The sequence below is a fragment of the Mycobacterium kansasii ATCC 12478 genome, assembly GCF_000157895.3.
GTDB classification, from domain to species: domain Bacteria; phylum Actinomycetota; class Actinomycetes; order Mycobacteriales; family Mycobacteriaceae; genus Mycobacterium; species Mycobacterium kansasii.
Genome location: NC_022663.1, coordinates 3,930,182 through 3,953,574 on the forward strand (window position 1 = coordinate 3,930,182; position 23,393 = coordinate 3,953,574).

Here is a 23,393-nt window from a genome sequence, read left to right on the forward strand (position 1 = left end):
GCGGGCCGGTGCCGACCGGCTCGGATCGCCGTCGATGCGCGCATGTCAGTGCAGCCGTGTAGGATCGAAAGTATGTTCGATACCAGCGGCGCCGTTTCGCACCCTGAGGTGATCGAGAGGTTCACTGCCATGTTCGAGCGGTGCCATCCGCCGACCACACCGGCATCTGCCGCCATCGTGGACCGGCTTTGCACGGCGTCGCGGGCGGAAAACCGGTCCGCTGGTGAGCGGCTGGCCGCCATCGGCGAGCTGGATGTGTTGCGGCTGAGGGCTTCTGGCGACTGCGAGTCGTGGGGGACCGATACCTGGGATGCGGTGAGTGCGGAGGTCGCGGCGGCATTGCGGATCAGCCAGGCGTTGGCGTCGAGCTATCTGCACTATTCACGCGCCATGCGCAACCGGCTGCCGAAGTCCGGCGCGGCGCTACTGGCCGGCGACATCACCTACGCGATGTTCCAGACGATGGTGTATCGCACCGAGCTGATCGAAGATCCCGAGGTAATGGCCGCAGTGGACGCCGAGCTTGCCGTGAAGGCGAGCCGATGGCCGTCGCTGACACGCTCGCGCCTGTCGGCCTATATCGACCGGGTCGTTGCGCGTGCGGATCGTGATGCCGTGCGGCGCGCCCGGGAGCGGCAGGCGGAGCGGGAGTTCTCGATCTGGGGCAGCGACAACGGTCTCACCGAAGTCGGCGGCAGGATGGTCACCAGCGATGCAATGGCGCTCGATGCGCGGCTGGATGCGTTGGCCGCCGCGGTATGCGCTGATGACCCGCGTACCCGCGCCCAGCGCCGCGCCGACGCACTGGGGGCGTTGGCGGTCGGGGCCGAGCGGCTGGTGTGTCGCTGCGGGCAGTCGGCCTGCCCTACCGGGACGACGCCGGCGCCGCGGCCGGTGGTCATCCACGTGGTCGCCGACCGGGCCAGCGCGGCTGGCACCTCGACAACTCCCGGCGCATTGGTCGGCGCCGAGGGCCTCATCCCGGCAGAATTGCTCGCAGAGCTGGCCGAGTCGGCGCGCCTGCGTCCGGTCGTGCACCCGATCGATGCGGCTCCCGAGGGCGGCTACACCCCGTCGCAGGCGTTGGCTGATTTTGTCCGCTGCCGGGATTTGACGTGCCGGTTTCCCGGCTGCGACCGCCCGGCAATGCACACCGACATCGACCACACCATTCCCTATGGCGACGGCGGTGCTACCCATGCCTCAAACTTGAAATGCCTTTGCCGCCAACATCATTTGGTCAAGACTTTTTGGGGATGGCGCGACAAACAGCTGCCCGACGGCACGGTGATCTGGACCTCCCCGTCCGGAGATACCTACGTCACCACCCCGGGCAGCGCGCTGCTGTTTCCCAGCTTGTGTGCGCCTACCGGCGAGGCACCCCGGCAAGCCTCGCAAGCCAGCGCGCGCTGTGGCGACCGTACTGCGAAGATCCCGCTGCGGGCCACCAGCCGGGCGCAGAACCGTGCTCGCTACATCGCCGCCGAAAGGCGAAAAAACCACCAGATCCGCGAGCGAGTCGCCGCCCAGCAGCAGTCGGAGGACATCCCGGTCGTCGTAGACGACGAACCTCCGCCCTTTTAGCGGGGCCGCAAGCCGGCGACTCGGTCAGCCGGACAAGAGACTTAGCGCCGCGTCGACCGCCAGCGCGGCGACGTCGACGGTCTTCGAGCCCAAATCGTGTCGGGCGCCGGTGATCTCGACGATCTCGGTGGGCGCGTTGATCAGCGCCGCGGCATCGCGCAGCTCTGTGATGGTGCCGAAGGGGTCGGAGCTGCCGTGGGTGAAAACCGTGGGCACGGTGATGCTCGGCAGATGCTCGGTGCGGGCGCGATCCGGTTTGCCGGGCGGGTGCACCGGATAGGAGAACAGCGTCAGGACGTCCACCGCTGCGCCACCGGCAGCCACCACCATCGACGTCTGCCGGCCTCCGTAGGAATGTCCACCCGCAATCAACGGGCCGTCGACCAGCCCGCGGCACCACTCGATCGCTTCGACGATGCCCGCTCGGTCGGATTCTGCCGCGCCCGACGGTGGGCCTTTCGGTCGGCGGCGACGGTAGGGCAGGTTATACCGGACGGCCAGCCAGCCACGACGAGCCCATTCGTCGCAAAGCTGTTGCAGCAAAACAGAGTCACGGCTGCCACCAGCACCGTGAGTCAGCACCGCGACGCCGTTCGCGCGGCCGTCGGGTTCATGTGCGATGCCCGAAATCCGGTCGAGGTTCATGACAGCCGAAACAATGGCGAGACCGGGCCATGACCGGCCCCCAGCGGGTAGGCGGCGCGCAAACATTCGGTGACCCAACGCTTTCCGAAGGCCACCGCATCGGGCACGGTGAACCCGTGCGCCAGCGCACAAGCGACCGCGGCGGCCAGGGTGTCGCCGCCGCCGTGGTCGTTGCCCGTACTCACTCGCGCCGCGTCGAACTCGTGAAAGTCGGCCCCACCGTAGAGCAGATCGCAGCTGCGCTCCGACGACCGCAGATGCCCGCCCTTGACCAGCGCCCAGCGCGGACCCAGGGCATGCAGGGCTTTGGCCGCCGCGCGCTGCGATTCGCCGTCCACCACGTCGATATCCACCAGCAGGCGCACCTCGTCCAGATTCGGCGTCACCAGCGTGGCCAGCGGAAACAGTTCAGCGCGAAGCGAATCCAGGTCCGACGCGGCCAGCAGCGGGTTGCCGTGCATGGATACGCAGACCGGGTCGACGACGAGCGGGACGCCCAACTCGAGCCGGCGCCACGTTGCGGCCACCGCCGAAATGATGCGCGACGACGCCAGCATCCCCGTCTTGGCGGCCTGGATACCGATGTCGTTGACCACGGCCTCGACCTGGCCGACGACAACATCGGCGGGCACCTCGTGAAAGCTCTTGACGCCCAACGTGTTCTGCACGGTAACGGCGGTGACGGCGACGCACGCATGCACGCCGAGCAACGCCATGGTCCGCATATCGGCCTGGATACCGGCGCCCCCGCCGGAGTCCGACCCGGCGATCGTCAGCACCCGCAGCGGGGTCGTCCCCGGCGGCGGCACGGGCAGATAATTCACTGTGTCGGACGAGGGGTGACCCGGCCCCTGCAAGCGGGAGGTGCCCCCAGCGCCCGGCTCCGCCGCGCTTGCGATCACCGCTGTGTGATCGGCAGATACACCCGGTTGCCGTGCTCGGCGAACTCGCGGGACTTCTCGGCCATCCCTTCGGCCAGCATGGCTTCGATGTCCTCTTCGGTCTCCAGCCCGTGTTTGGCGGCAAAGTCGCGCACGTCCTGCGTGATGCGCATGGAGCAGAACTTGGGCCCGCACATCGAGCAGAAGTGTGCGGTCTTAGCCGGTTCGGCGGGCAGCGTCTCGTCGTGGAATTCCCGTGCGGTGTCGGGATCCAGCGACAAGGCGAACTGGTCATTCCATCGGAATTCAAATCGGGCCGTGGACAGCGCGTCATCGCGCTCCTGGGCGCGGGGGTGACCCTTGGCGAGGTCGGCCGAGTGGGCGGCGATCTTGTAGGCGATCACGCCGTCCTTGACGTCCTTGCGGTCCGGCAGGCCAAGGTGTTCCTTCGGCGTGACGTAGCACAACATCGCGGTGCCGGCCTGGGCGATGATGGCCGCGCCGATCGCGGACGTGATGTGGTCGTAGGCCGGCGCGATGTCGGTGGCCAGGGGACCCAGCGTGTAGAAAGGGGCCTCCTCGCACAGCTCCTCTTCCAGGCGCACGTTCTCGACGATCTTGTGCATGGGTATGTGGCCCGGTCCTTCGATCATCACCTGTGAACCATGGGCTTTCGCGATCTTGGTCAGCTCGCCCAGGGTGCGCAGCTCGGCGAACTGGGCGGCGTCGTTGGCGTCGGCGATCGAACCCGGCCGCAACCCGTCACCCAGCGAGAACGTGACGTCGTAGCGTGCGAATATGTCGCAAAGTTCGTCGAAATGCGTGTAGAGGAACGACTCTCGGTGATGGGCCAGGCACCAGGCGGCCATGATCGATCCGCCGCGCGACACGATCCCGGTGACGCGTTTGGCGGTCAGCGGCACATACCGCAGCAGCACCCCGGCGTGCACGGTCATGTAGTCGACGCCCTGCTCGCACTGCTCGATCACGGTGTCGCGGTAGATCTCCCAGGTCAGCTCGGTGGGGTCGCCCTTGACCTTCTCCAGCGCCTGGTAGATCGGTACCGTGCCGACCGGCACGGGAGAATTGCGCAGGATCCACTCGCGGGTTTCGTGGATGTTCTTACCGGTTGACAGGTCCATGATGGTGTCGGCGCCCCACCGGGTGGCCCACACCATCTTGTCGACCTCCTCGGCGATCGAGGACGTCACCGCCGAATTGCCGATGTTCGCGTTGACCTTGACCGCGAACGCCTTGCCGATGATCATCGGCTCGCTCTCGGGATGGTTGTGGTTGGCCGGGATCACCGCCCGCCCACGGGCGACCTCGTCGCGCACCAGCTCGGCCGGCATCCCTTCGCGCGAGGCGATGAACGCCATCTCGGCGGTGATCTCGCCGGCGCGGGCGCGCTGCAGCTGGGTGCCGCGATCGCGGACCACCGCGGGCCGCGCGGGCAGGCCGGCGGTCAGATCGATGACGGTGTCGGGGTCGGTGTAGGGGCCGGACGTGTCGTAGAGGTCGAAGTGATCCCCGGTGGAAAGGTGCACCCGCCGGAACGGCACGCGAGCGCCGGGCACCCCATCCAGCGTGCGATAAGCCTTGCTGCTGCCCGCGATGGGTCCAGTGGTCACCGAAGGTGCCGACGGTTCGGTGGTCAGGGTCATTGTCATCTCCCTACGCCGGCATTACCCGGTCAGGTTCGTACGGTCGACGGCCCCGAGCCGTCCTCTCAGCGCACTGGGTGTGCGCTCCCGTGTGGATTAGGTGGATGTACCCAACGCTAGCGCAGCGCGGCACCGCTGTGCAGGGGCGTCTGGAGCGTGCTGGCCGGTCGGCTCGCGAAGTGGGATGATTTCAGACGTGCACCTGCCCGACTGCCGTGACCATCCGACCGGCGGCGAAATGTCCGCCGGGCTCAGTAAGTACTTGAATGTCGGCGCTTTTCGATTCTGGTTCGTCGGTCAACGTTGGGAGTGGTCCGACGAAGTAGCACGAATGCATGGCTACGAACCCGGATCGGTTGTGCCGACGACGAAGCTGCTGCTGTCGCACAAACATCCCGACGACCGCGCCCATGTCCAGGACTTGCTCGACTACGCGTTGCGCTCGGGAGGCTCGTTTTCGAGCCGTCATCGATTCGTCGACACCGGGGGCAAGGTGCACGACGCGATCGTCGTGGCCGATCGCATGCTCGACGATTCGGGTGCCGTACTGGGCACCGCCGGCTATTACATCGACCTCACCGACACCTTCGACGAAACCCGGCAGGAAGTGCTCGACGAGGCTCTGCCCGACCTGTTCGAGAACCGCGCGGCGATCGAGCAGGCCAAGGGTGTACTGATGGCCGTGTACCGGGTCAGCCCCGAGCAGGCATTCCGTGTCCTGCAGTGGCGGTCGCAGGAGACCAACACCAAAGTGCGCGCGCTGGCAAAGCAGTTGATCGCCGAAGTCGCCACCTTGCCGTCGCCCTCGGCGACCGTCCAAAGCCAGTTCGACCATCTGTTGCTGACGGTGCATGAACGTATCCCGGCCGGAGCGGGTTAGGCTGTAGCAATCTAGGACGGCGCAGGCGTGGGTCGGGCGCCCCGCCCCAGTTAGTACCGGAATTTCGACATATTCGCGGGCGGAGTGAAGGCAATGGACCTGCTGGCGGTCGGACATGAGGTTTGCCAGGACGCCGTTGTAGTGCGTGCCGAGGGAGATATCGACTCGACCACCGTCGACGAACTCACCGCCCACCTGACCGCGGCCCTGCAGCTGGCCGCCACCCACCCCGCCCGCCTGGTCATCATCGATTTGCAGCCGGTGACCTTCTTCGGAAGCGCCGGATTGAACGCGGTGCTGGATTGCCACGAGCAGGGGATCGCCGCCGGGACGTCGGTCCGGCTGGTCGCAGGCCACGGTCAGGTCACCCAGCCGATCAAGGTGACCGAGCTGGACCGCATACTCGAGATCTACCCCACGCTGTCGCAAGCCCTGCGGACGTGCCCACCCAAGGATTCTGAACAGGCGCGATGAGCGAGCCGACCCCGCCCAGCACATCCGGTAGGCGACAGCTACCCGATGACTTGGCGGCCGCGGTCCCGTTGGGCGGCGAAATGGGCCGGTGTTTCGCTGAGTTCGATTGGGCAGCACATCCGCTCGGGCCGCCCGCCGACTGGTCGCCCGAGATTCGGACGGCGGTGGCGGTGGCTTTGACGTCGCGGTTTCCCATCGTCTTGTGGTTGGACCCGACAGAGCTGTTTCTGATGTACAACGACGCGTACGCGCACATCCTGGGTGACAAGCATCCGGCGGCTCTGGGGGCTCCCGGCCGGCAGGTGTGGCCGGAGATCTGGACAGCGATCGGGCCGATGCTGGCCGGGGTCGTGGCGACCGGCAGGGCCACCTGGTCGGACGACCTGATGTTGCCGCTGGTGACCGCGGGCATGCCGCAGGAGCGGTACTTCACGTTCACCTACAGCCCGATCATCGGCGGCCGGGGTGCCGTCACGGCCGTCTTCTGCGCCGTCATCGAAACCACCCAGCGGGTGCTGAGCGAGCGCCGCCTGCACCTGCTCAATGCCGTGGCATCGGCGACCATGGAGACCCGGACCATCGAGGACGCGGTGACCGCAGCCGTCACCGCCTGTGCCAGCCAGCCCGAGGATCTGCCGTTCATCGCGGTCTATGTGCGAGACGGGCCCGACACCAATACGGACGGGGCCACGCTGCGCGGCGCCACGCCGTCGATGCGGTCGGTGCTACCCGCCGACCTGGCGTTGCTGACAGGGCGGGATCCGGCATTGCGATCGCGGGAGACGGCGCACGTCGTCGACCACCTTGACGAGCTGATGCCCGGCATCGACACCGTTTTCACCCAGGACTGTCCGAGGCAGGCGCTGGTGCTGCCGCTCAGCGAGAACCCGGCCCCGGGGGCGCTGGTAGTCGGGACGAATCCGCGCCGTCCGCTGGACCCGCTATATCAGAGCTTCTGCCAGCTGCTCGCCGACCAGCTGTCCGCGGCGTTCGCGGCCGCGCTCTCCTATGAGCAGCAAATGCGGCGAGCCGATGCGCTGGCCGAACTGGATCGGGCGAAGACAGCCTTCTTGACCAACGTCAGCCACGAGTTCCGCACTCCGCTGACGCTGCTGCTCGGACCGCTCGACGACGCGCGGTCCGACGCCGGGTCCGACACACTCCTGGCCGAACGGCTGGGCACCGCGCGACGTAACGCGCGGCGTTTGCAGCGGATGGTGGACTCGCTGCTGGACTTCTCCCGCATCGAAGCCGGCCGCGCGAACGCGAAGCTGGCATGCACCGACGTGGGGGCGTTGACCTCGGATATCGCCTCGTCGTTCAGCGAGCTGTGTGCACGTGCAGGTCTCGATCTGGTGCTGGACTGTCATCCGGTGTTAGCCGATGTCGATCCGGACATGTGGGAGACGATCGTGCTGAACCTGCTCTCCAACGCGGTCAAGTACACGCTGACCGGATCGATCACGGTCGAGGTGCGCAGCGAAGGCGCGCACTGCCGCTTTGCCGTGCGCGACACCGGGGTCGGGATTGCCGGACACGACCTGGGCCGCCTGTTCGAGCGCTTCTACCGGGCCGCAAACGTCAGCGGGCGCAGCGCGGAGGGCACCGGCATCGGGCTGTCCCTGGTGCGCGGCCTGGTCGAGTTGCAGCGCGGCACGGTGCAGATCGACAGTGAACCGGGTCGCGGTACCACGGTGACCATTCGCCTTCCGTCGTCAGTAGGCGACACAGCCGTCGACCCGTCGCCCGCCCGGCTCAAGGACGGGAGCAATCCGTACGTCGAGGAGGCCAGCCAGTGGTTGGGGTCGTCGACGCTGCCCACGGACGTCAGCCGTGACCCGGGGCGTGGGGTGGTGCTGATCGTCGACGACAACGCCGACATGCGGGCCTACCTGGACCGGGTGTTGTCGCCGCACTGGCAGACCATTCTGGTCGCCGACGGCGAGGCGGCGCTGAACGCGACTCGCCGGCTGCACCCGGATGTGATCGTGACCGACGTCATGATGCCGTCCCTGGACGGATTCGAATTCGTCGCGGCCATTCGCGAGGATCCGGTCCTCGCGGCCACGCCGGTGATCATGCTGTCCGCCCGGGCCGGCGCCGAAGCCGTCAGCGAAGGCCTCGCCGGCGGTGCCGACGACTACCTGCCCAAGCCGTTCCGGTCCCAGGAACTCGTCGAGCGAGTGAAGTCCCGGCTGGCCGCCGTCGACCGGGAGCGCAGGCGGCAGGGGCTGGCGGTGGATCTGGCCGAGCTTGACGCCGCGCTGCAGGCCAGGGACTCGGTAGCCGGAATACTGGCCGCGATGCTCGACTCCCGGTTCGGATCGGACGCTGCCGCGGTCGGAATCGGGATTGTCGACGGCGATTACGCCCGCTTCGAATACGCCGGCGGTCTTCCCGCCGAAGTGCGCGACCGTTATCACGTTGTCTCGCTGAACAGCCCCCTGGTCGGACCCGACGTCATCCGCCGCGGAACACCCATGGTCGTCAGCGACACCCTGGCGCTGCCGCCGCGCTATCAACACGCCGTGCAGGACACCGCGACCAGTGTTCGCGCATGTGTCGCCCACCCGTTGCGCGGTCGCACCGGCCGTGTCATCGGAGTGCTGATCCTGCTCTGGCCCACGCCGCGCCAGTTCGACGCCGCTGAACTCGACATGTTCACGCGGATAGCCGAATTCACCCAATCCGCACTGGACCGGGTCCTGCTCAGAGCCCAGGAACACCGGATCGCCGTCTCATTCCAGGAGCACCTTCTCGACCTGAATCGCGGGTCGGCGGCCGCGGCGGTGGCCGCGGTGTACCAACCGGCGGGTGAAGCGATGCGGGTTGGCGGCGACTGGTATTTGGTGACGCCGTTGGATGGCGACGGCACGATCGGGATTTCGGTGGGGGATGTCGTCGGGCATGGTCTGCCCGCCGCGATCGTGATGAGCCGACTGCGCGCGGCGGTGGCTGCCTCCGCGCTCACGTCGGCCGAGCCGTCCGATGTGCTGGCGGCGCTGGACAAATATGCGGCTACCATCGCCGGCGCCCGCGGCGCCACCGTTGCCTACGCCGTCATAGACGCCCGACCGGACACCGGACCCGGCGCCGGGGGCGGCGCCATGAGGTACATCTGTGCCGGGCATCCCTATCCGCTGTTGGTCTCAGCGGACGGTCGCTCGGCCTATCTCCAGTCGGGCCGGCGTCCCCCGGTGGCCACGTACGGAGAAAACTCAGCCGAGGTCACCGGCCACGCTGAGCTACCCGCGGGAAGTTTGATCCTGCTCTATACCGACGGATTGATCGAGCGGGCCGGGGAGACGCTCGACCAGGGATTCGCACGTCTGCAAACCGCGGCCGCAGCGTGCGCCGGGCTGCCCGTCGATGCGGTCTGCGCCGAGTTGCTGCACCGCATGCGCCCCCCGGACGGCTACCGCGACGACGTCGTGGTGCTGGCGCTTCGGCCCAGCCATGTCGGGACGCGCAGTTTCGTCACTGTGTTGCGCGCCGTGCCGGCGGAAATCCCGGGCGCTCGGCAGCGCCTGCGGGACTGGCTGGCAACCATCGACATCGCACCCGCCGGTAGCGACAAGATCCTGCTGGCCACCGGAGAAGCGGTGACCAACGCAATCGAACACGGCAGCGGCTGCGATGCCCGCAAAACCGTCTCCATCGAGGCTTTTCTGCACCGGGACCGGGTCGTGGTCACGGTCAGTGACTCCGGCCGGTGGGCAGGTGATTCCTCGGCCAGCCTGCGCAGCCAGCGGCGCGGACGTGGGCTCACCCTGATGAGCGGGCTCGCTGACCGGGTCGACACCGTCCGTACTGCTGGCGGAACCCGGGTTGCGCTGCAGTTCGACGATGCGGCGGCGCGCTGACCGGGAACTGATCAGGCCCTGATTAGGCCTCTTCCATCGCCTCGCCGAGCTCTTCCAGGAGCCGGTTGTGGTGGTTGCTCGCCAGGACGTGGCCCGTAGCGATCACCAACGCGACCGGCCAGTCGATGAGTTCCAGGGCAGCCAGCGCGGCCAAGCCGCCGTAGTAGGCCAGCTGCTCGGGCCGGGGCACTTCCAGTTGTCCTACCAGCGGAAGATTAACCACGAAGGTCTCGCCCTCTCTGATCTTCTTCACGGCTTCACGCTGCGATGTTCCGCGACGAGCCTTCTTTTCTACCATCATTTGCCTTTCAGTAACGAAGGGTTTGCCGCCGAGCAGTGTCGTAGGGTCACCGTCGAGAGTATGTCGACGACCGACGCCCTGGCCGATCCGCTGGTTTCGTCGATTGCCGCGGTGCTGAGCGTGCCGTTGCGGGAGCTTTATGCGCTGCTGTGGCGTGTGGGGTTCGTGGAGATCGTGGAGCGGAAGCCGGCCCCTCGCCCGGTGCCGGCGGGGTACTGCGCTCGGGTGCCGACGGGTCCGATGGATCCGGTTCCGCATCCGTACTGTCCAGAATGCGGTTCAGAACGGCCATTGCGGCGGTCGCGGCGGCGGCCGACCCCAGGCCCTGTGCCCAGCCGACCGGGCCGAGCGGGGTACAGCCGAGCAGCTGGCTGACGAGGGGAATGCTGATCAGGGTTCCCATCGCGGCCAGTGAGCCCAACGCGGTGAGCACCACCAGCCAGTCATGCGAGTCCAGCAGGGTTTGGCCCAGCTGCGCTGCGACCAGTGCGACCAGCCCCACGGTCGATGCGCGGCGCGGCAGGCCGGTGAACCTCGCCATCGTCCACGCCGCGGTGGCCGCGGCGGCGGTGGTCGCCCCGCGGACACCTACCGCCTGCCACAGCGCACGCTGATCCGGGCCGCGGGCGTCCAGGCTGGTCGGGTCGCGGGGCTTGCTGACCGACAGCGCCGCGGCGGGCAACGCGTCGGTCAGCATGTTCACCAGCAGCAGCTGTCGGGTGTTCAACGGCGAGGTGCCGCTGATGGCGCTGCCGATGATGGCGAACGCCACCTCGCCGGCGTTGCCGCCCAGCAGCACCGACACCGCCGCCTGTACCCGCTGCCACAATTGACGACCCTCGAGGATGGCGGGAAGCAGCGATTCGATGCGGCCGTCGATCAGCACCATGTCGGCGGCGACCCGGGCGGGGTCACTACCGTGCGAGACGACACCGATGCCCACGGTGGCGGCCCGGATCGCGGCGGCGTCGTTGGAGCCGTCGCCGACCATCGCGCAGACCCGCCCGCTGCGTTCCAGCGTCTGCACGATCTGCACCTTGTTCTCCGGGGTCATCCGGGCGAAGATGGTGCGCTCTCCCACCGCCTTTTCTTGATCCTTGCGTGACAAGGCATCCCACCGCGCACCGCTGATGATCTGGTCGCTGGTCACCGGCATACCGAGTTCTTGCGCGATCGCGGCGGCGGTGATCGGGTGATCGCCGGTGATCAGCCGCACGTCGAGCCCGTGCTCGTGCAGGTCCGCGAGCAGTTGGGCGGCCGGGCCGCGGGGGGTGTCCGACAGCCCGAGGAAGCCCACCAGGGACAACCCGTCGTGACAGAAGTGGGCGATGTCGTCGGGGTCGTCGAGAACCGACCGGGCCTGCTGCGGGTTGAGCTGACGGCGCGCGACGGCGATCACCCGCAGCCCGTCGGCTGCCAGTCCGGCTACCATCTGGTCCATGTCGGGGCCGTCGGCGCCGCAGGCGGCCAACACCACTTCGGGCGCACCTTTGACGGTCAGCTCGGTGCCCGACACCGAGGCCGAAAACGCCCGCCCGGAGCGGAACGGCAGGTGTGCATCCGGCGGGTCCCCGTTGCCGGCCAGTTCGGACGGCGCCGCCGCCACGATGGCGACATCGGTGGCGTGCACCTGCGGGCCGCCGTTGGTGGCGGGAGCGGCGTGCACGGCGCAGCGCAGCACCTCGTCGGCGCTGTACCCCGGCGCCGGCCGCACCTTGGCCACGCGTAGCCGGTTCTCGCTCAGTGTCCCGGTCTTGTCGAAGCAGACCATGTCGACCCGGCCGAGCGCCTCCACCGACCGCGGGATGCGCACCAGCGCGCCGAACTGCGTCAGCCGTCGCGCCGAGGCTTGCTGTGCCAGCGTCGCCACCAGTGGCATGCCTTCCGGAACCGCGGCGACGGTGACGGCGATGCCGCTGGCCACCGCCTGGCGCAGGCCTTGGCGGCGCAGCAGCCCCAGCCCGGTGACCAACGCGCCGCCGGTCATGCTGACCGGCCAGGCCCGGTTGGTGAGCTGGCTCAGCTGATATTGCAGACCGACGTTGGACAGGTCGCTGGAAACGAGTTCGGCCGCGCGCCGTTCCTGGGTGTCGGCGCCGACGGCCGTCACCACCGCGACCGCGGTACCCGCGACGACGGTGGTGCCCGCGTACAACATGCAGCGGCGCTCGGCCAGGTCCGCACCCGGGGTAGCATCGACCTGTTTGGTCACCGACAGCGATTCGCCGGTGAGCGCGGATTCGTCGACCTCGACGTCGACCTCCTCGATCACCCGGGCGTCGGCGGGGACCACCTCGTGGGTTCGCACCTCGATGACATCGCCCGGCTGCAATTGCTCGGCGATGACGTCGCGGTACACCCGCTGCCCGTCCGGACCGGCCACCACCTTCCTGGCCGGCGGAACCTGCAGCGCCAGTAGGCGATTCAGTCGGCTTTCGGCGCGCAACCGCTGGGTCGCGGCGAGTACCGAGTTGCCGGTCAGCACCGAGCCGACCATCACCGCGTCGACGGGAGACCCCAGCACCGCGCTGGCGGTGGCGCCCAGCGCCAGCATGGGCGTCAGCGGGTCGGACAACTCCGCACGCACCGCGCCGAGGAACTGCCCGATTGCTTGCGCGGGCCCCGCGGTGAGGCTGGCACCGCGCTTTGCCGTGTGAATGCCACCGGCAATGGCGCGGGTGGCCAGTGTCGAGTGCTCCGGTGCCGACTGCGGCGGGTCATCCGGCGACGGCAGCAGCTTACGGACCTGCTCGGCAGACATCGCGTGCCACTCGTGGAAGGCGGCCGGGCGTGGCGCCTGCGCGCCGACGATCTTGCGTGCCAACAGATATCCCGACAGCATCCCCGCCGCCGCTCCGGTGGTTACGGGTCCGGGACCCAGGCCGCGAACCCCGGGCAGCATTAGCAATGCACCCAAAGCTGATGCGCCGCCAGAGATTTCGATGCCGCGTCGGCGTGCTTCCCGGGCCGCGGGAATGGCGCTCATCATCCGCCAGGCGGCGGCGAGGTCGGGCAGCAACACGTCGGCATGCCACGTCGGGCCGGCCGCGCCGTGCGGCAATACCCCCAGTGCCACGTCTGCCGACGAAATCGCTCGCCCGCCAATCGAGGACAACACCGCCACGGTCCGGCCGGCCTCTTGGAGATCGGCCACCGCGCCGGCCAGGGCGTCGTCGATCGAGCCGTTCTGTGCCGCCTTCGGCACCCGCCGGATAGCGTCGAATGCCGGCCACAGCTCGCCCAACGAGCCGTCGTCCACCGAGACCAGTTCCGCTCCGGTGCGATGCGCCTCGGCCACCACGGCCGCGGCGAATGGGTCGTGGGCCGGCAGGAAAAGTGCTCTGACACCGGATTCCCTTGTGCCGGAGGATATTCCAGGTACCGGGTGCCAGCCGGGACGAAGGTCGTTTTTTTCCAGGAGGAGCTGCGCGCGGTTCCAGGCCGCCGACAGCTCGTCCTGCTCAGCGCCGGTGATGCGGGCTACCCGCAGTTTTTCGGTGCACAACACCCGAGGGTCGACGACGATCGCGTCGACCTTGCTCAGGCGGCGCAGGCCCTCCGGGCGCAACGGCAAAACCCGATGCCGATCGGCCAGCCCTTGCCCGAGCGCGGCGGCGAATGCCTCAGGTGCGGTTCGGCTGGCCTTCGGGGTGGCCACCAGCGCGGCGGTGGCGGCCATTTCCAGGTTGCGGGTGCTGGCGCCGACCAGGCCGGCGCTGATCGCCTGGATGAGCGAAAAACGACCGGTAGCGCGCTCGACGGTAGGCGCGGGCCGGCGGACTGGCTCGATCGGGGCCTGGTCCGCATGCCGCGCCAACAGTGGTTCGTGGTAGTGCCAGGCCCGTGCTGCGGCACGGGATTCGGCGGCTTTGAGCGTCTGCATCACCAGCCCTACCGACAACGACGCCGGCGCCTGCGTGAGCGTCTCTGCCGCGGCGACGGCCAGGGTCATGACGGTGTCGGTCGCCGCCGCGCCGATGCGGTCTTCGAGCAGGCCGCGTAGTCGCGGCTGGTAGTCGAACGCCACCACGCCCGCGAGCACGCTGCTCGGCAATCGGGGCCAGCGCAGGGCGCGGCCACTGACCGCCAGGCCCAGCCCGGCGGCGTTGGCGGCCAGGGTCACCGCCCGGGTCGCCAGCACCAGACCATCGCCCGGCAGGCTAGGGGCGGGTGTGCGGACGTACGTTTCTTGCATTGAGCGATAACGCTTTTCGGCGTCCGCGACGACTCGGCACAGCTCCCGCAGCGTTGTCGCCGGCTCATCGATGCCGACGACGACGCGCGATAGCGGGTAGTTCAGGCTGGCCGACGCCACGCCGGGGTGGGCCCGTATCGACTCGAGCACGAGGCGGCCGAGTTCGCCGTCGTCGCCAAGGCCTCGCACCTCGATCCAGGCGCGGTCGCCGCCGCGCCAGCAGTGCCGGCCCAGTGTCTCGCGGGACAGCTCGCCGGAAACCGCCTTGGCTCCGTCACGCAGCGGCGCTGTGCCGGCCTCGAAACACGCCTCGAAGCACGACTTGGTGACCGAACCCGCCGTCTTACCCAGCGTTTCGGCGACGTCCGCGGCGACCGTGACCGATGCGACGGTAAGCGCGGTGGTCGCCTGAATGCCAGTCGCGAGCGCGCGCAGCGGCAGAGACAGTGTTATGGACTTGGCAATGCTCAACGGGTGCTCAACACCGCCGTCAGTTGGTACTGCGCAACTCGGTGCTACCTGCCCGACGCCCGCTGGCCTTCTTGGCCGGTGCTTTGGCGGTTGTCTTCTGCGGTGGGGCTTTTTCCGGCTCGGACTCGCTGGGTACCGAGGTGAGTTTCGCTTTCACCGGTGGCCCGGAGTCCCCGGGTTTCTTGTTCATCCGGCGCAACAACAACGCGCCGCCCCCGACGGCCAACAGGATCGGCCACTCGACAATTCCGGTGACGCCGAGCGCGCCGATGGCCAGTGCGGCCGCCGGTGTCGACTTGGTGCCGGTGCTGAGTCCGCGCTGAACGCCCTCCGCGGCCCCTTTTACGCCGCCGACAACCCCATTGACCGCCGCGCCGCCAACGGCGCCCGCGGCCGCCGTGGTCACCGTGGCGGCCTGACTCACCGTTCGACCAACGCTGCGGACCGCTCCGCCGACGACTCCCATGATGACTCCCTGGCTTGTAATCGTTTATCTACTCCGGGCCGCACACTTCACAGCACGCATGTCTACTAAAAGCCTGCCACGTTACCAACGCCAGGACAACGAAGAGTGACTGGAGAGTGTCTGCCGGTTATGCAGTCGAGTCGTCGCGTACATCGACGAAGACCGGCGCGTGGTCACTGGGTGCCTTACCCTTGCGCTCCTCGCGGACGATCTGCGCGTCGACGACACGGCGCGCCAGCGCCGGCGAGCCGAGGATGAAGTCGATACGCATTCCCTGCCGCTTCGGAAAGCGCAGCTGGGTGTAGTCCCAGTAGGTGTAGACCCCCGGCCCGGGGGCGAAAGGCCTTACCAGATCGGCGAATTGGGCGTCGACAATGGCATTGAACGCCTTGCGTTCCGGTTCCGAGACATGCGTGGCGCCGGCATAGAACTCGGTGCTCCACACGTCGTCGTCGGTCGGGGCGATGTTCCAGTCGCCGGCCAGCGCTATGGCGGCGGCGGGATCGTCGCGTAACCAGCCTTCAGCGGTATCCTTCAGCGCCGCAAGCCAATCCAACTTGTAGGTGTAGTGCGGATCGCCCAGTGCGCGACCGTTGGGCACGTACAGGCTCCACACCCGGACACCGCCGCAGGTGGCACCCAGGGCGCGCGCCTCCGCCGTGGCCGCCACCTCCGGTTTACGGCTCCAGGTGGGTTGGCCGTCGAAGCCGACCTGGACATCGTCGATACCGACCCGGGATGCGATTGCCACGCCGTTCCATTGGTCGAAACCGACATGCGCGACCTCATAGCCGAGTTCGAACAGTGGCAGCGCGGGGAACTGGCCGTCGGCGCACTTGGTCTCCTGCATGGCCAATACGTCGACGTCGGCGCGGGCAATCCAGTCGAGGACGCGGTCCAGGCGGGTGCGAATCGAATTCACGTTCCAGGTGGCCAGCCGCAGGGTGCCCTCGGGCATGGTTAGAGGCTATCGGGTGGCCGTAGGTAGCGGCGGCGATGGTGCAGCCGGAAACCCAGTAGCTGGGCCGGGCCGGCGTCCGGCATGGTCAGGTGTGCGCGGGTCGCGCCGCGCCGACGGCCCCAGGCCAGCAGTGCTTCGTACAGTGGGGCGGCGCGGGACTGGTCGCCGGTAGCCGACAGCCCTACCCACCGAGTGCCGTCCGGTGCGTCGGTGACGGCCGCGCGTGCGACGGCCACCCCGGGGTAGCTGCCGAAAGCGAGTTCACCGTCGACGACGGCGGTAAGGACGTCAACGGGTATCCGGCGGTCGTCGAGCCGCAGCCAGGTGTCGTCGGGACGGGCGGACACGGTGATCGAGCGGTCGGTTGGGCGGGTGGCTCCTTCTTCCACGTCGCGGACGTCGCGCACCAGAAGTCGTTCGGTGCGTTCGGGCACCCATCCGGTCGGCTGGGGCAGCAGCCGGTCGGGGATGGCCAGCCGAGGCGTGATGCCGCGGGTCCGGTACCAGTCGGCGATCGCGGGGACGGTACCGGCCCGGGCCGAGATGTCCAGCGGCACTGCCGAATCGGCGGGAGTGGCTCCGTGGCCGGCTCGCAGCAACCAGCCGTCCAGCCAGCAGCGTTCCACACCGGGCCAGGCCTTGGCGGCCGCGTGCTCGACGGCCCGGATCTCCGCGGTGCGCACCGGAGCATCGGTGAGAACCCGTACCGCCACGACGTCGGCGGGCGCGATTTCGACCGTCGCACCGGTCTTCGTCCGCACCCGCACCGTCGGGGCTAGGGCCAGCAGCTGGCCAACCGCGTCGGTCAGCGGCGGGACCGACCCGGCGGGCCGGCGGTAGCGAACCGTCACCCGCGTCCCGGCGTCCGGCCAGGAGACCGCCATCAATGACCGAACGGGTCGGGCCCCTCGCCCGGCAGCCACGACAGGCCGGGTACGCCCCAGCCATGTGACTTGACCGCCCGTTTGGCGCTGCGGGCATACCGGCCGATGAGACAGTCCAGGTACAGGAAGCCATCCAGGTGCCCGGTTTCGTGCTGCAGCATCCGCGCGAACAGGCCCGTGCCCTCGATGTCGACCGGCGCGCCGTCGGCGCCGAGGCCGGTGACCCGCGCCCACTTGGCCCGCCCGGTGGGAAACGACTCGCCGGGAACCGACAGGCAGCCCTCCTCGTCGTTATCCGGGTCGGGCATGGTTTCGGGAATTTCGGAGGTCTCCAGCACCGGGTTGATGACCACCCCCCGGCGGCGTGCGGTCTTGCCGCGGTCCTCGGCGCAGTCGTAGACGAACACCCGTAGTCCGTGCCCGATCTGGTTGGCGGCCAGGCCGACGCCGTACGCGGCGTCCATGGTGTCGTACATGTCGGTGATCAGTTGCGGCAGATCGGCTGGCAGCGATCCATCGGCGCCCACCGGTATCGGCTTCGTCGGAGTGTGCAAGACCGGATCGCCCACGATGCGAATAGGTACCACTGCCATGGTCGGCTAGCTTAGGCGGGCCGACCATACGCGCCGCGCGGCGGCGGGCGCAGAACGTGGTCGGTCGGGTTGGCCCGTCGGGGCGCCCAGACCGGCCGACTGTGCATTGATGGCTTTGAGTGGGTACGGACGGTGAGCCTGGCGTCCGTGGGCCGCCGCATTCGCACTCTCGAAGCCTCCAATGCACAGTCGCATGGACTTGCCGGCCTTGGCCGATCGCCGCACTGCGTGCAGTCAATCGGCCGACTCGCGGGTCAGGGTAACCGGGCAACAGTTCCGAGCGTGGTTCAATATTCGCCGGAACATGCGCCTTCGTAGGTCAAGTCATTCGAGCTAAGTGAGCATTCGCCGGAAGGGCCCAGGGGAAGCAATATGGACGGCGCTATGGCGCGGGCAAATCGAGCGGGGGACGACTCTGACATTGCCGAAGGTCTGACCCGTCGCGAGCACGACATCCTGGCTTTCGAACGTCAATGGTGGAAGTTCGCCGGTGCCAAGGAAGAAGCGATCAAAGAGCTGTTCTCCATGTCGGCGACACGCTATTACCAAGTGCTCAATGCGCTGGTTGACCGGCCCGAGGCACTGGCCGCGGACCCCATGCTCGTGAAACGGCTGCGACGGCTGCGTGCCAGCCGCCAGAAGGCGCGGGCGGCGCGGCGCCTTGGCTTCGAGGTGACCTGACACCCGTCCACCTTTTTGACGTGCCGTTACAGGTTTCGGGCCACTCCTGGCTACAGTGGGCTCGATGAACGAGCGCGTCCCCGACTCCACGGGGCTTCCCCTTCGGGCCATGGTGATGGTGCTGCTGTTCTTGGGCGTCATCTTCCTGCTGCTGGGCTGGCAAGCGCTGGGTTCGTCCGGGAAATCCGACGACGACTCGTCGCCGGTGACCAGCATGACGACCACCACGGCGCCCACCTCGACCAGCACCAAAACCCCGGCGAACCAGGCCGAGGTGCGGGTATACAACATCTCCGGCAAAGAAGGAGTCGCCGGACGTACCGCGGACCAACTCAAAGCGGCCGGCTTCAAAGTGACCGAGGTCACAAACCTCGTGGTGTCGGATGTCTCCGCCACCACCGTTTACTACGGCGACGCCGAGGGGGAGCGGGCCACCGCGGATGCGGTGGGACAGAAACTGGGAGCGCCCGTCGAGCGGCGCATCGCCGAACTCGCCGACCAGCCGCCCGGCGTCATCGTCCTCGTCACGGGTTGAGCCCACAGGTCACTCGGGCGGGTCGTGTCGACCCGCTCGGGCGCCAGGCTAGGTCTATTTGCCGGGCTTCCGAGCGGGTCGTGTCGACCCGCTCGGGCGCCAGGCTAGGCTCTCCGCTATGTCTATGCCCGCCGGTCACCGCCCCGTCGTAGCCGCCACCCTGTCCGCCCTGTCCGCGGCCGCTTGCGTCGCTCTGGTAAGCGCGTGCTCGTCGCCGCAACACGCCTCCACGACACCGGGTACCACGCCGTCGATCTGGACCGGATCACCCGCGCCGTCGGAGGGCAACGGCCATCAGGAGGGAGTGCCCGGCGCACAGGGCTTGACCACCCAGCTGCGGGCACCCGACGGTACCGAGGTTGCGACCGCGAAGTTCGAGTTCGGCAACGGATTCGCGACCGTCACCATCGTCACCACGGGCACCGGGCACCTCACCCCCGGTTTCCACGGCGTGCACATTCACCAGGCGGGCAAGTGCGAGCCCAATTCGGTCGCCCCGTCCGGCGGGGCTCCCGGCGACTTCCTGTCCGCCGGCGGGCACTTCCAGGTGCCCGGGCGTGCCAAGGCCGGACAATCCAGTGGTGACTTGACGTCGCTGCAGGTGCGTGGCGACGGCAGCGGCACGCTGGTGACCACCACCGATGCCTTCACCATGGACGACCTGGTGAGCGGTGAAAAAACCGCGATCATCATTCACGCCGGTGCGGACAACTTCGCCAACATCCCAGCGGACCGCTACAACCAGGCCAACGGGACACCGGGTCCTGATCAGACCACGTTGACCACCGGTGACGCCGGCAAGCGGGTGGCGTGCGGTGTCATCGGTTCCGGCTAGCTCGCCGGTCAACAGGACACCCAAAAAAGGTGATGTCCGTATCGATTTCGCCCCCTCGCCCCGGCCGACCGTCGGTGTGGAATGGGAGTTCGCGCTCGTCGACGCGCAGACCCGAGATCTGAGCAACGAAGCCACCGCGGTCATCGCCGAGATCGGCGAAAACCCGCGCGTCCACAAGGAATTGCTGCGCAACACTGTCGAGGTGGTCAGCGGCATCTGTGAATGTGCCGCTGAGGCGATGGACGATCTGCGTGACACCCTGGGCTCCGCGCGCCGGATCGTCCGGGACCGCGGCATGGAGCTGTTCTGCGCCGGCACCCACCCGTTCGCGCGGTGGTCCACCCAGAAGCTCACCGACGCGCCGCGCTACGCCGAGCTGATCAAACGCACCCAATGGTGGGGCCGCCAGATGCTGATCTGGGGCGTGCACGTCCACGTCGGGATCTCGTCGGCCAACAAGGTGATGCCGATCATCTCGTCGCTGCTCAACTATTATCCGCATCTGCTGGCGCTGTCGGCGTCCTCACCCTGGTGGGGCGGTGAGGACACCGGCTACGCCAGCAACCGGGCGATGATGTTTCAGCAGCTGCCCACCGCCGGGTTGCCGTTCCAGTTCCAGACCTGGGCCGAGTTCGAAGGCTTCGTCTATGACCAGAAGAAGACCGGCATCATCGACCACATGGACGAAATCCGTTGGGATATAAGGCCTTCGCCGCATCTCGGCACCATCGAGATACGGGTGTGCGACGGCATCTCCAACTTGCGTGAGCTCGGCGCGCTGGTCGCCTTCACCCACTGCCTGGTGGTCGACCTGGACCGCCGGCTCGACGCCGGTGAGACGCTGCCCACCATGCCTCCCTGGCATGTCCAGGAAAACAAGTGGCGTGCCGCCCGCTACGGCCTGGACGCGGTGATCATCTTGGACGCCGACAGTAACGAGCGGCTGGTCACCGAGGACCTCAACGACCTGCTGACCCGGCTGGAGCCGGTCGCCAAGTCGCTGAATTGCGCCGACGAGCTGGCCGCGGTGGCCGAGATCCCCCGCGTCGGCGCTTCGTACCAGCGGCAGCGGCGGGTGGCCGAGGACCACGACGGCGACCTGCGCGCCGTCGTCGATGCGCTGGTTGCCGAGCTCGACATCTAAGAACCTGTTTGAGAGGGGTCCGACACTCCCCGGTACTGCGCACGCAGTACGTTCATCACCTGCCGTCGCCGCGATATCGATCTTGTCCGACCGCGCCCTCAAAAAGGCTGCGGCACAACCAGCCGGCACCGGCGCGGACGGCAAAAATGTGTCAGGAAGCGGCTTCCAGGCGGGTGGTGTTGGCGATCCCGGCGGGACCGGCAGCACCGCGACCCCCAGTGGCGGCACCGGCGGCAACGGCGGCAATGCCGAACTCACCGTCGGCTCCGGCCAAGGTACAGCCATCGGCGGTCGTGATGGTGTTGGGGGTGTGGCTGTTGCCGGCGGGGCCGGCGGCAACGGCGGCAACAGCACAGTCGATGCGAACACTCAATTGTTCACGGGGGAGGCGCCGCCGGCGGCGGGGCTGGAGGTTTCGGTTCTGACGGAGTGGCTGCGGGCAGTTCCGGAGGCTCCGGCGGCCGCTCGGGTGGCCTCACCATAAAGGGGCAGCACACCGGTTTTGATACCGCATTTAGCCGTGGCGGCGGCGCTGGGGGTGATGGTGCTGATGGCGTGGGGGTGGCCGGTGGCAGCGGTGGAGCCGGTGGTGTGGGCGGTGACGGGGGGCACGGTGGTCTGTTGGCCGGTAACGGCGGTGCCGGTGGTATTGGTGGCGGCGGCGCCGGTGGTATTGGTGGCGGCGGCGGCGCCGGCGGTGCCGCTGGCACCGGGACGACGCAAAACGGCAACCCCGGTGCCGACGGTCTGCCCGGCACCGACGGCCCCGACGGCAACCCCGGCGTGCACGGATGAACAGCCAACGCCCCGCAGCAACACCGACCGCGCGCAACTGCCCGATTTTGAGCTGCGCCACCGCCGCCGACCCCGCCGGGTAGTCCGCATCGAGATCCCGTTGCGGGCAGCCGGTCCCGTCCGCCGCTTCGGCCGCCATTTCTGCCGTTAAGGATCGAGCTATCAACTCCCGGCTCTGTGGCCTTAGGTTTAGCTGATGGCGCCTTTCGCACCGGTGGAGCTGCCCATGTTTCCGCTCGAGACGGCGCTACTGCCCGGCCAGGACCTGCCGTTGCGCATCTTCGAGCCGCGGTACACCGCGTTGGTGCGGCACTGCACCGGCAGCGGCGATCCGTTCGGAGTCGTGCTGATCTCGCGCGGACGTGAGGTCGGTGGCGGTGAAACACGTTGTGATGTAGGGACATTGGCCAATATCGAGGAATGCGCCGAGCTCGGCCTCGGCCGATACCTGTTGCGTTGCCGCACCGGCGAACGCATTCGGGTGGCCGAGTGGCTGCCCGACGATCCCTACCCGCGGGCGATCGCGCAGAGCTGGCCCGACGAACCCGGAGAACCGGTGACCGAAGCGCAATTGCTCCAACTCGAGGATCGGGTGATGGCGTTGTTCGAGCGGATCGCCTCGACCCGTGGTGCGCAGTTGCCGGGTCGCGACGAACTGCTGGGCTACGGCCGTGCCGACTCCGAAGCAGGGCAACGTCTGTATGCGTTGGCATCCCGGATTCCGATGGGTACTGCTGATCGCTACGCGGTACTGTCGGCGCCGTCGGCAGCAGCCCGGCTGGCAGCGCTGAATGAGGCCGTCGACGCGGTGGCCGCGATAGTGGAGTTCCAGCTGTCCGAATAGCGTGCCGGTTATCGGTCAAGTGGGTTGGTCCACGCGAGACCGGCGAATCGGGCGAAATCAGCGTCGCTGGAATGCATCTCGGCGTTGTGCTCGATCGCGTAGGCGGCCAGTTGGACGTCGGTGGTCAGGTTGCTGGCCGTGCCGAGCTGCTCAAGCAACCCCAATGCCAGATCCAGATGGCGGGCAGACGGGATAAGAAGGTCCACGTTCGGCTGCGTAAGCCAGTCACGCACATATGCGACTGCTTCGGTCGCAGACAGGGGCTCGGTGAGGATGCGTGCGTTGGTCACGATACGCAAAAAGCCGAAAACGGCCGGGTATGTCAGCCCGATGCGCTCTTGGCTGTTGACGGTGTCGTGCCACCAGGCGTACGCGCGCCGATGCTGTGGGAAGCCCGTGATGACCGCGTACAGCAGCAGATTGACGTCGGGGATGATCACAGGGTCGGTCGCTTCTGGTCCAGGATCGCTTGGTCTTCCATCTCGTCGGCCAGCCGGTTGAACCCGGCAAAATCGAATCCCGGCCGCACTGCCGAGCGATGCGGCTTCAACTGATACGGCGTCCGGCGTTCCATCGGCTGCGCCAACGCTTTGCGCAGCGCGTCGTTGATGACGTGCTTCATGGGGCGGCGTTCGCGATGAACAGCCTCTTCGATCAGGCGAACGACGTCGTCGTCGAGCGTCAAAGTGGTGCGCAT

Annotated in this window: 22 protein-coding genes, 1 pseudogene and 1 riboswitch; of the genes and pseudogenes, 12 read left to right on the plus strand and 11 right to left on the minus strand. The window is 68.0% G+C overall.

Annotated elements, in window-relative coordinates:
* Positions 1 to 72 precede the first annotated feature (72 nt).
* The gene (locus MKAN_RS17095) at positions 73 to 1,584 is read left to right on the plus strand and encodes an HNH endonuclease signature motif containing protein (protein ID WP_023370245.1); all 1,512 of its coding nucleotides are present in this window, start codon (positions 73 to 75) and stop codon (positions 1,582 to 1,584) included.
* A gap of 24 nt (positions 1,585 to 1,608) precedes the next feature.
* Here MKAN_RS17095 and MKAN_RS17100 read toward each other — a convergent pair whose 3' ends face one another.
* The 3 genes from MKAN_RS17100 to thiC all read right to left on the minus strand — a co-directional run bounded on the left by MKAN_RS17100 (position 1,609) and on the right by thiC (position 4,780).
* Positions 1,609 to 2,229, minus strand: coding sequence for an alpha/beta hydrolase family protein (locus MKAN_RS17100; RefSeq protein ID WP_023370248.1), 621 nt, complete (start codon positions 2,227 to 2,229; stop codon positions 1,609 to 1,611).
* Positions 2,226 to 3,053, minus strand: coding sequence for a bifunctional hydroxymethylpyrimidine kinase/phosphomethylpyrimidine kinase (gene thiD, locus MKAN_RS17105; protein WP_023370250.1), 828 nt, complete (start codon positions 3,051 to 3,053; stop codon positions 2,226 to 2,228). Before thiD ends, MKAN_RS17100 begins: the two co-directional genes overlap by 4 nt.
* Positions 3,054 to 3,127: 74 nt before the next feature.
* A complete protein-coding gene (gene thiC / locus MKAN_RS17110) occupies positions 3,128 to 4,780 on the minus strand; it encodes a phosphomethylpyrimidine synthase ThiC (RefSeq protein ID WP_371686006.1) in 1,653 nt (550 codons plus the stop codon).
* Positions 4,765 to 4,875, minus strand: a riboswitch (TPP riboswitch). (Overlaps the previous gene by 16 nt.)
* Before the next feature lie 137 nt (positions 4,876 to 5,012).
* On the opposite strand from thiC, the gene MKAN_RS17115 reads away from it, so the two are divergent.
* The 3 genes from MKAN_RS17115 to MKAN_RS17125 all read left to right on the plus strand — a co-directional run bounded on the left by MKAN_RS17115 (position 5,013) and on the right by MKAN_RS17125 (position 9,991).
* A complete protein-coding gene (locus MKAN_RS17115; RefSeq protein ID WP_036394771.1) occupies positions 5,013 to 5,654 on the plus strand; it encodes a PAS and ANTAR domain-containing protein in 642 nt (213 codons plus the stop codon).
* 93 nt (positions 5,655 to 5,747) lie between these two features.
* Positions 5,748 to 6,128, plus strand: coding sequence for an STAS domain-containing protein (locus MKAN_RS17120; protein WP_023370256.1), 381 nt, complete (start codon positions 5,748 to 5,750; stop codon positions 6,126 to 6,128).
* Positions 6,125 to 9,991, plus strand: coding sequence for a SpoIIE family protein phosphatase (locus tag MKAN_RS17125; protein ID WP_023370258.1), 3,867 nt, complete (start codon positions 6,125 to 6,127; stop codon positions 9,989 to 9,991). Before MKAN_RS17120 ends, MKAN_RS17125 begins: the two co-directional genes overlap by 4 nt.
* 22 nt (positions 9,992 to 10,013) lie before the next feature.
* Here the strand turns inward: MKAN_RS17125 and MKAN_RS17130 are convergent, their stop codons facing one another.
* Positions 10,014 to 10,289, minus strand: coding sequence for a hypothetical protein (locus MKAN_RS17130; protein WP_089025118.1), 276 nt, complete (start codon positions 10,287 to 10,289; stop codon positions 10,014 to 10,016).
* Positions 10,290 to 10,352: 63 nt separating this feature from the next.
* On the opposite strand from MKAN_RS17130, the gene MKAN_RS32095 reads away from it, so the two are divergent.
* Complete coding sequence (locus MKAN_RS32095; RefSeq protein WP_236947445.1) at positions 10,353 to 10,667, plus strand: Rv1535 domain-containing protein; 315 nt, start codon at positions 10,353 to 10,355, stop codon at positions 10,665 to 10,667.
* Here MKAN_RS32095 and MKAN_RS32775 read toward each other — a convergent pair.
* The 5 genes and pseudogenes from MKAN_RS32775 to MKAN_RS17155 form a co-directional block, all read right to left on the minus strand.
* A pseudogene (locus MKAN_RS32775) lies at positions 10,630 to 14,487 on the minus strand (HAD-IC family P-type ATPase); the annotation flags it as partial. The gene MKAN_RS32095 and the pseudogene MKAN_RS32775 overlap by 38 nt on opposite strands.
* A 490-nt stretch (positions 14,488 to 14,977) precedes the next feature.
* Positions 14,978 to 15,424, minus strand: a complete 447-nt coding sequence (locus tag MKAN_RS17140; protein ID WP_023370264.1) for a hypothetical protein — start codon at positions 15,422 to 15,424, stop codon at positions 14,978 to 14,980.
* Between the two features lie 127 nt (positions 15,425 to 15,551).
* Positions 15,552 to 16,367: an exodeoxyribonuclease III gene (locus MKAN_RS17145; protein ID WP_172836714.1), complete on the minus strand. Its 816-nt coding sequence runs from the start codon at positions 16,365 to 16,367 to the stop codon at positions 15,552 to 15,554.
* A gap of 17 nt (positions 16,368 to 16,384) precedes the next feature.
* A complete protein-coding gene (locus tag MKAN_RS17150; RefSeq protein ID WP_023370268.1) occupies positions 16,385 to 17,269 on the minus strand; it encodes an N-acetylglutamate synthase, CG3035 family in 885 nt (294 codons plus the stop codon).
* Positions 17,269 to 17,862, minus strand: coding sequence for a peptide deformylase (locus MKAN_RS17155; RefSeq protein WP_023370270.1), 594 nt, complete (start codon positions 17,860 to 17,862; stop codon positions 17,269 to 17,271). The genes MKAN_RS17150 and MKAN_RS17155 overlap by 1 nt, the downstream gene beginning before the upstream one ends.
* A gap of 372 nt (positions 17,863 to 18,234) precedes the next feature.
* Between MKAN_RS17155 and MKAN_RS17160 the strand changes: the two genes are divergently transcribed.
* The 7 genes from MKAN_RS17160 (at position 18,235) to MKAN_RS17190 (ending at position 22,696) form a co-directional block, all read left to right on the plus strand.
* On the plus strand, positions 18,235 to 18,543 hold the full coding sequence (locus MKAN_RS17160; RefSeq protein WP_023370272.1) for a DUF3263 domain-containing protein: 309 nt from the start codon (positions 18,235 to 18,237) through the stop codon (positions 18,541 to 18,543).
* Positions 18,544 to 18,607: 64 nt separating this feature from the next.
* Complete coding sequence (locus tag MKAN_RS17165) at positions 18,608 to 19,078, plus strand: LytR C-terminal domain-containing protein (RefSeq protein WP_036394685.1); 471 nt, start codon at positions 18,608 to 18,610, stop codon at positions 19,076 to 19,078.
* A gap of 118 nt (positions 19,079 to 19,196) precedes the next feature.
* Entirely contained in the window at positions 19,197 to 19,913 is a 717-nt protein-coding gene (gene sodC, locus MKAN_RS17170; protein ID WP_023370276.1) for a superoxide dismutase[Cu-Zn], read from the plus strand.
* The gene (locus MKAN_RS17175) at positions 19,894 to 21,057 is read left to right on the plus strand and encodes a glutamate--cysteine ligase (RefSeq protein WP_103797770.1); all 1,164 of its coding nucleotides are present in this window, start codon (positions 19,894 to 19,896) and stop codon (positions 21,055 to 21,057) included. The genes sodC and MKAN_RS17175 overlap by 20 nt, the downstream gene beginning before the upstream one ends.
* Before the next feature lie 82 nt (positions 21,058 to 21,139).
* Entirely contained in the window at positions 21,140 to 21,541 is a 402-nt protein-coding gene (locus tag MKAN_RS30595; RefSeq protein WP_103797769.1) for a hypothetical protein, read from the plus strand.
* Between the two features lie 71 nt (positions 21,542 to 21,612).
* Positions 21,613 to 21,852 carry a hypothetical protein gene (locus MKAN_RS30600; protein ID WP_155254706.1) on the plus strand — a complete coding sequence of 80 codons (240 nt, stop codon included), beginning with the start codon at positions 21,613 to 21,615 and terminating at the stop codon, positions 21,850 to 21,852.
* 196 nt (positions 21,853 to 22,048) lie between these two features.
* The gene (locus MKAN_RS17190) at positions 22,049 to 22,696 is read left to right on the plus strand and encodes an LON peptidase substrate-binding domain-containing protein (RefSeq protein WP_023370284.1); all 648 of its coding nucleotides are present in this window, start codon (positions 22,049 to 22,051) and stop codon (positions 22,694 to 22,696) included.
* An 8-nt stretch (positions 22,697 to 22,704) separates the two neighbouring features.
* Here MKAN_RS17190 and MKAN_RS17195 read toward each other — a convergent pair whose 3' ends face one another.
* Together MKAN_RS17195 and MKAN_RS17200 are read right to left on the minus strand one after the other, a co-directional pair.
* Positions 22,705 to 23,136 (minus strand): type II toxin-antitoxin system VapC family toxin, encoded by a 432-nt coding sequence (locus MKAN_RS17195; RefSeq protein ID WP_023370286.1) that lies wholly within the window; start codon positions 23,134 to 23,136, stop codon positions 22,705 to 22,707.
* Positions 23,133 to 23,393 (minus strand): ribbon-helix-helix domain-containing protein, encoded by a 261-nt coding sequence (locus MKAN_RS17200; protein WP_036394775.1) that lies wholly within the window; start codon positions 23,391 to 23,393, stop codon positions 23,133 to 23,135. The genes MKAN_RS17195 and MKAN_RS17200 overlap by 4 nt, the downstream gene beginning before the upstream one ends.

Coding starts and splice junctions, on each gene's coding strand:
- MKAN_RS17095 (WP_023370245.1), top strand. CDS start 73: ATGTTCGATACCAGCGGCGCCGTTTCGCACCCTGAGGTGATCGAGAGG.
- MKAN_RS17100 (WP_023370248.1), bottom strand. CDS start 2,229: ATGAACCTCGACCGGATTTCGGGCATCGCACATGAACCCGACGGCCGC.
- thiC (WP_371686006.1), bottom strand. CDS start 4,780: ATGACAATGACCCTGACCACCGAACCGTCGGCACCTTCGGTGACCACT.
- MKAN_RS17115 (WP_036394771.1), top strand. CDS start 5,013: ATGTCCGCCGGGCTCAGTAAGTACTTGAATGTCGGCGCTTTTCGATTC.
- MKAN_RS17120 (WP_023370256.1), top strand. CDS start 5,748: ATGGACCTGCTGGCGGTCGGACATGAGGTTTGCCAGGACGCCGTTGTA.
- MKAN_RS17125 (WP_023370258.1), top strand. CDS start 6,125: ATGAGCGAGCCGACCCCGCCCAGCACATCCGGTAGGCGACAGCTACCC.
- MKAN_RS17130 (WP_089025118.1), bottom strand. CDS start 10,289: ATGGTAGAAAAGAAGGCTCGTCGCGGAACATCGCAGCGTGAAGCCGTG.
- MKAN_RS32095 (WP_236947445.1), top strand. CDS start 10,353: ATGTCGACGACCGACGCCCTGGCCGATCCGCTGGTTTCGTCGATTGCC.
- MKAN_RS17140 (WP_023370264.1), bottom strand. CDS start 15,424: ATGGGAGTCGTCGGCGGAGCGGTCCGCAGCGTTGGTCGAACGGTGAGT.
- MKAN_RS17150 (WP_023370268.1), bottom strand. CDS start 17,269: ATGGCGGTCTCCTGGCCGGACGCCGGGACGCGGGTGACGGTTCGCTAC.
- MKAN_RS17155 (WP_023370270.1), bottom strand. CDS start 17,862: ATGGCAGTGGTACCTATTCGCATCGTGGGCGATCCGGTCTTGCACACT.
- MKAN_RS17160 (WP_023370272.1), top strand. CDS start 18,235: ATGGACGGCGCTATGGCGCGGGCAAATCGAGCGGGGGACGACTCTGAC.
- MKAN_RS17165 (WP_036394685.1), top strand. CDS start 18,608: ATGAACGAGCGCGTCCCCGACTCCACGGGGCTTCCCCTTCGGGCCATG.
- sodC (WP_023370276.1), top strand. CDS start 19,197: ATGTCTATGCCCGCCGGTCACCGCCCCGTCGTAGCCGCCACCCTGTCC.
- MKAN_RS17190 (WP_023370284.1), top strand. CDS start 22,049: ATGGCGCCTTTCGCACCGGTGGAGCTGCCCATGTTTCCGCTCGAGACG.
- MKAN_RS17200 (WP_036394775.1), bottom strand. CDS start 23,393: ATGCGCACCACTTTGACGCTCGACGACGACGTCGTTCGCCTGATCGAA.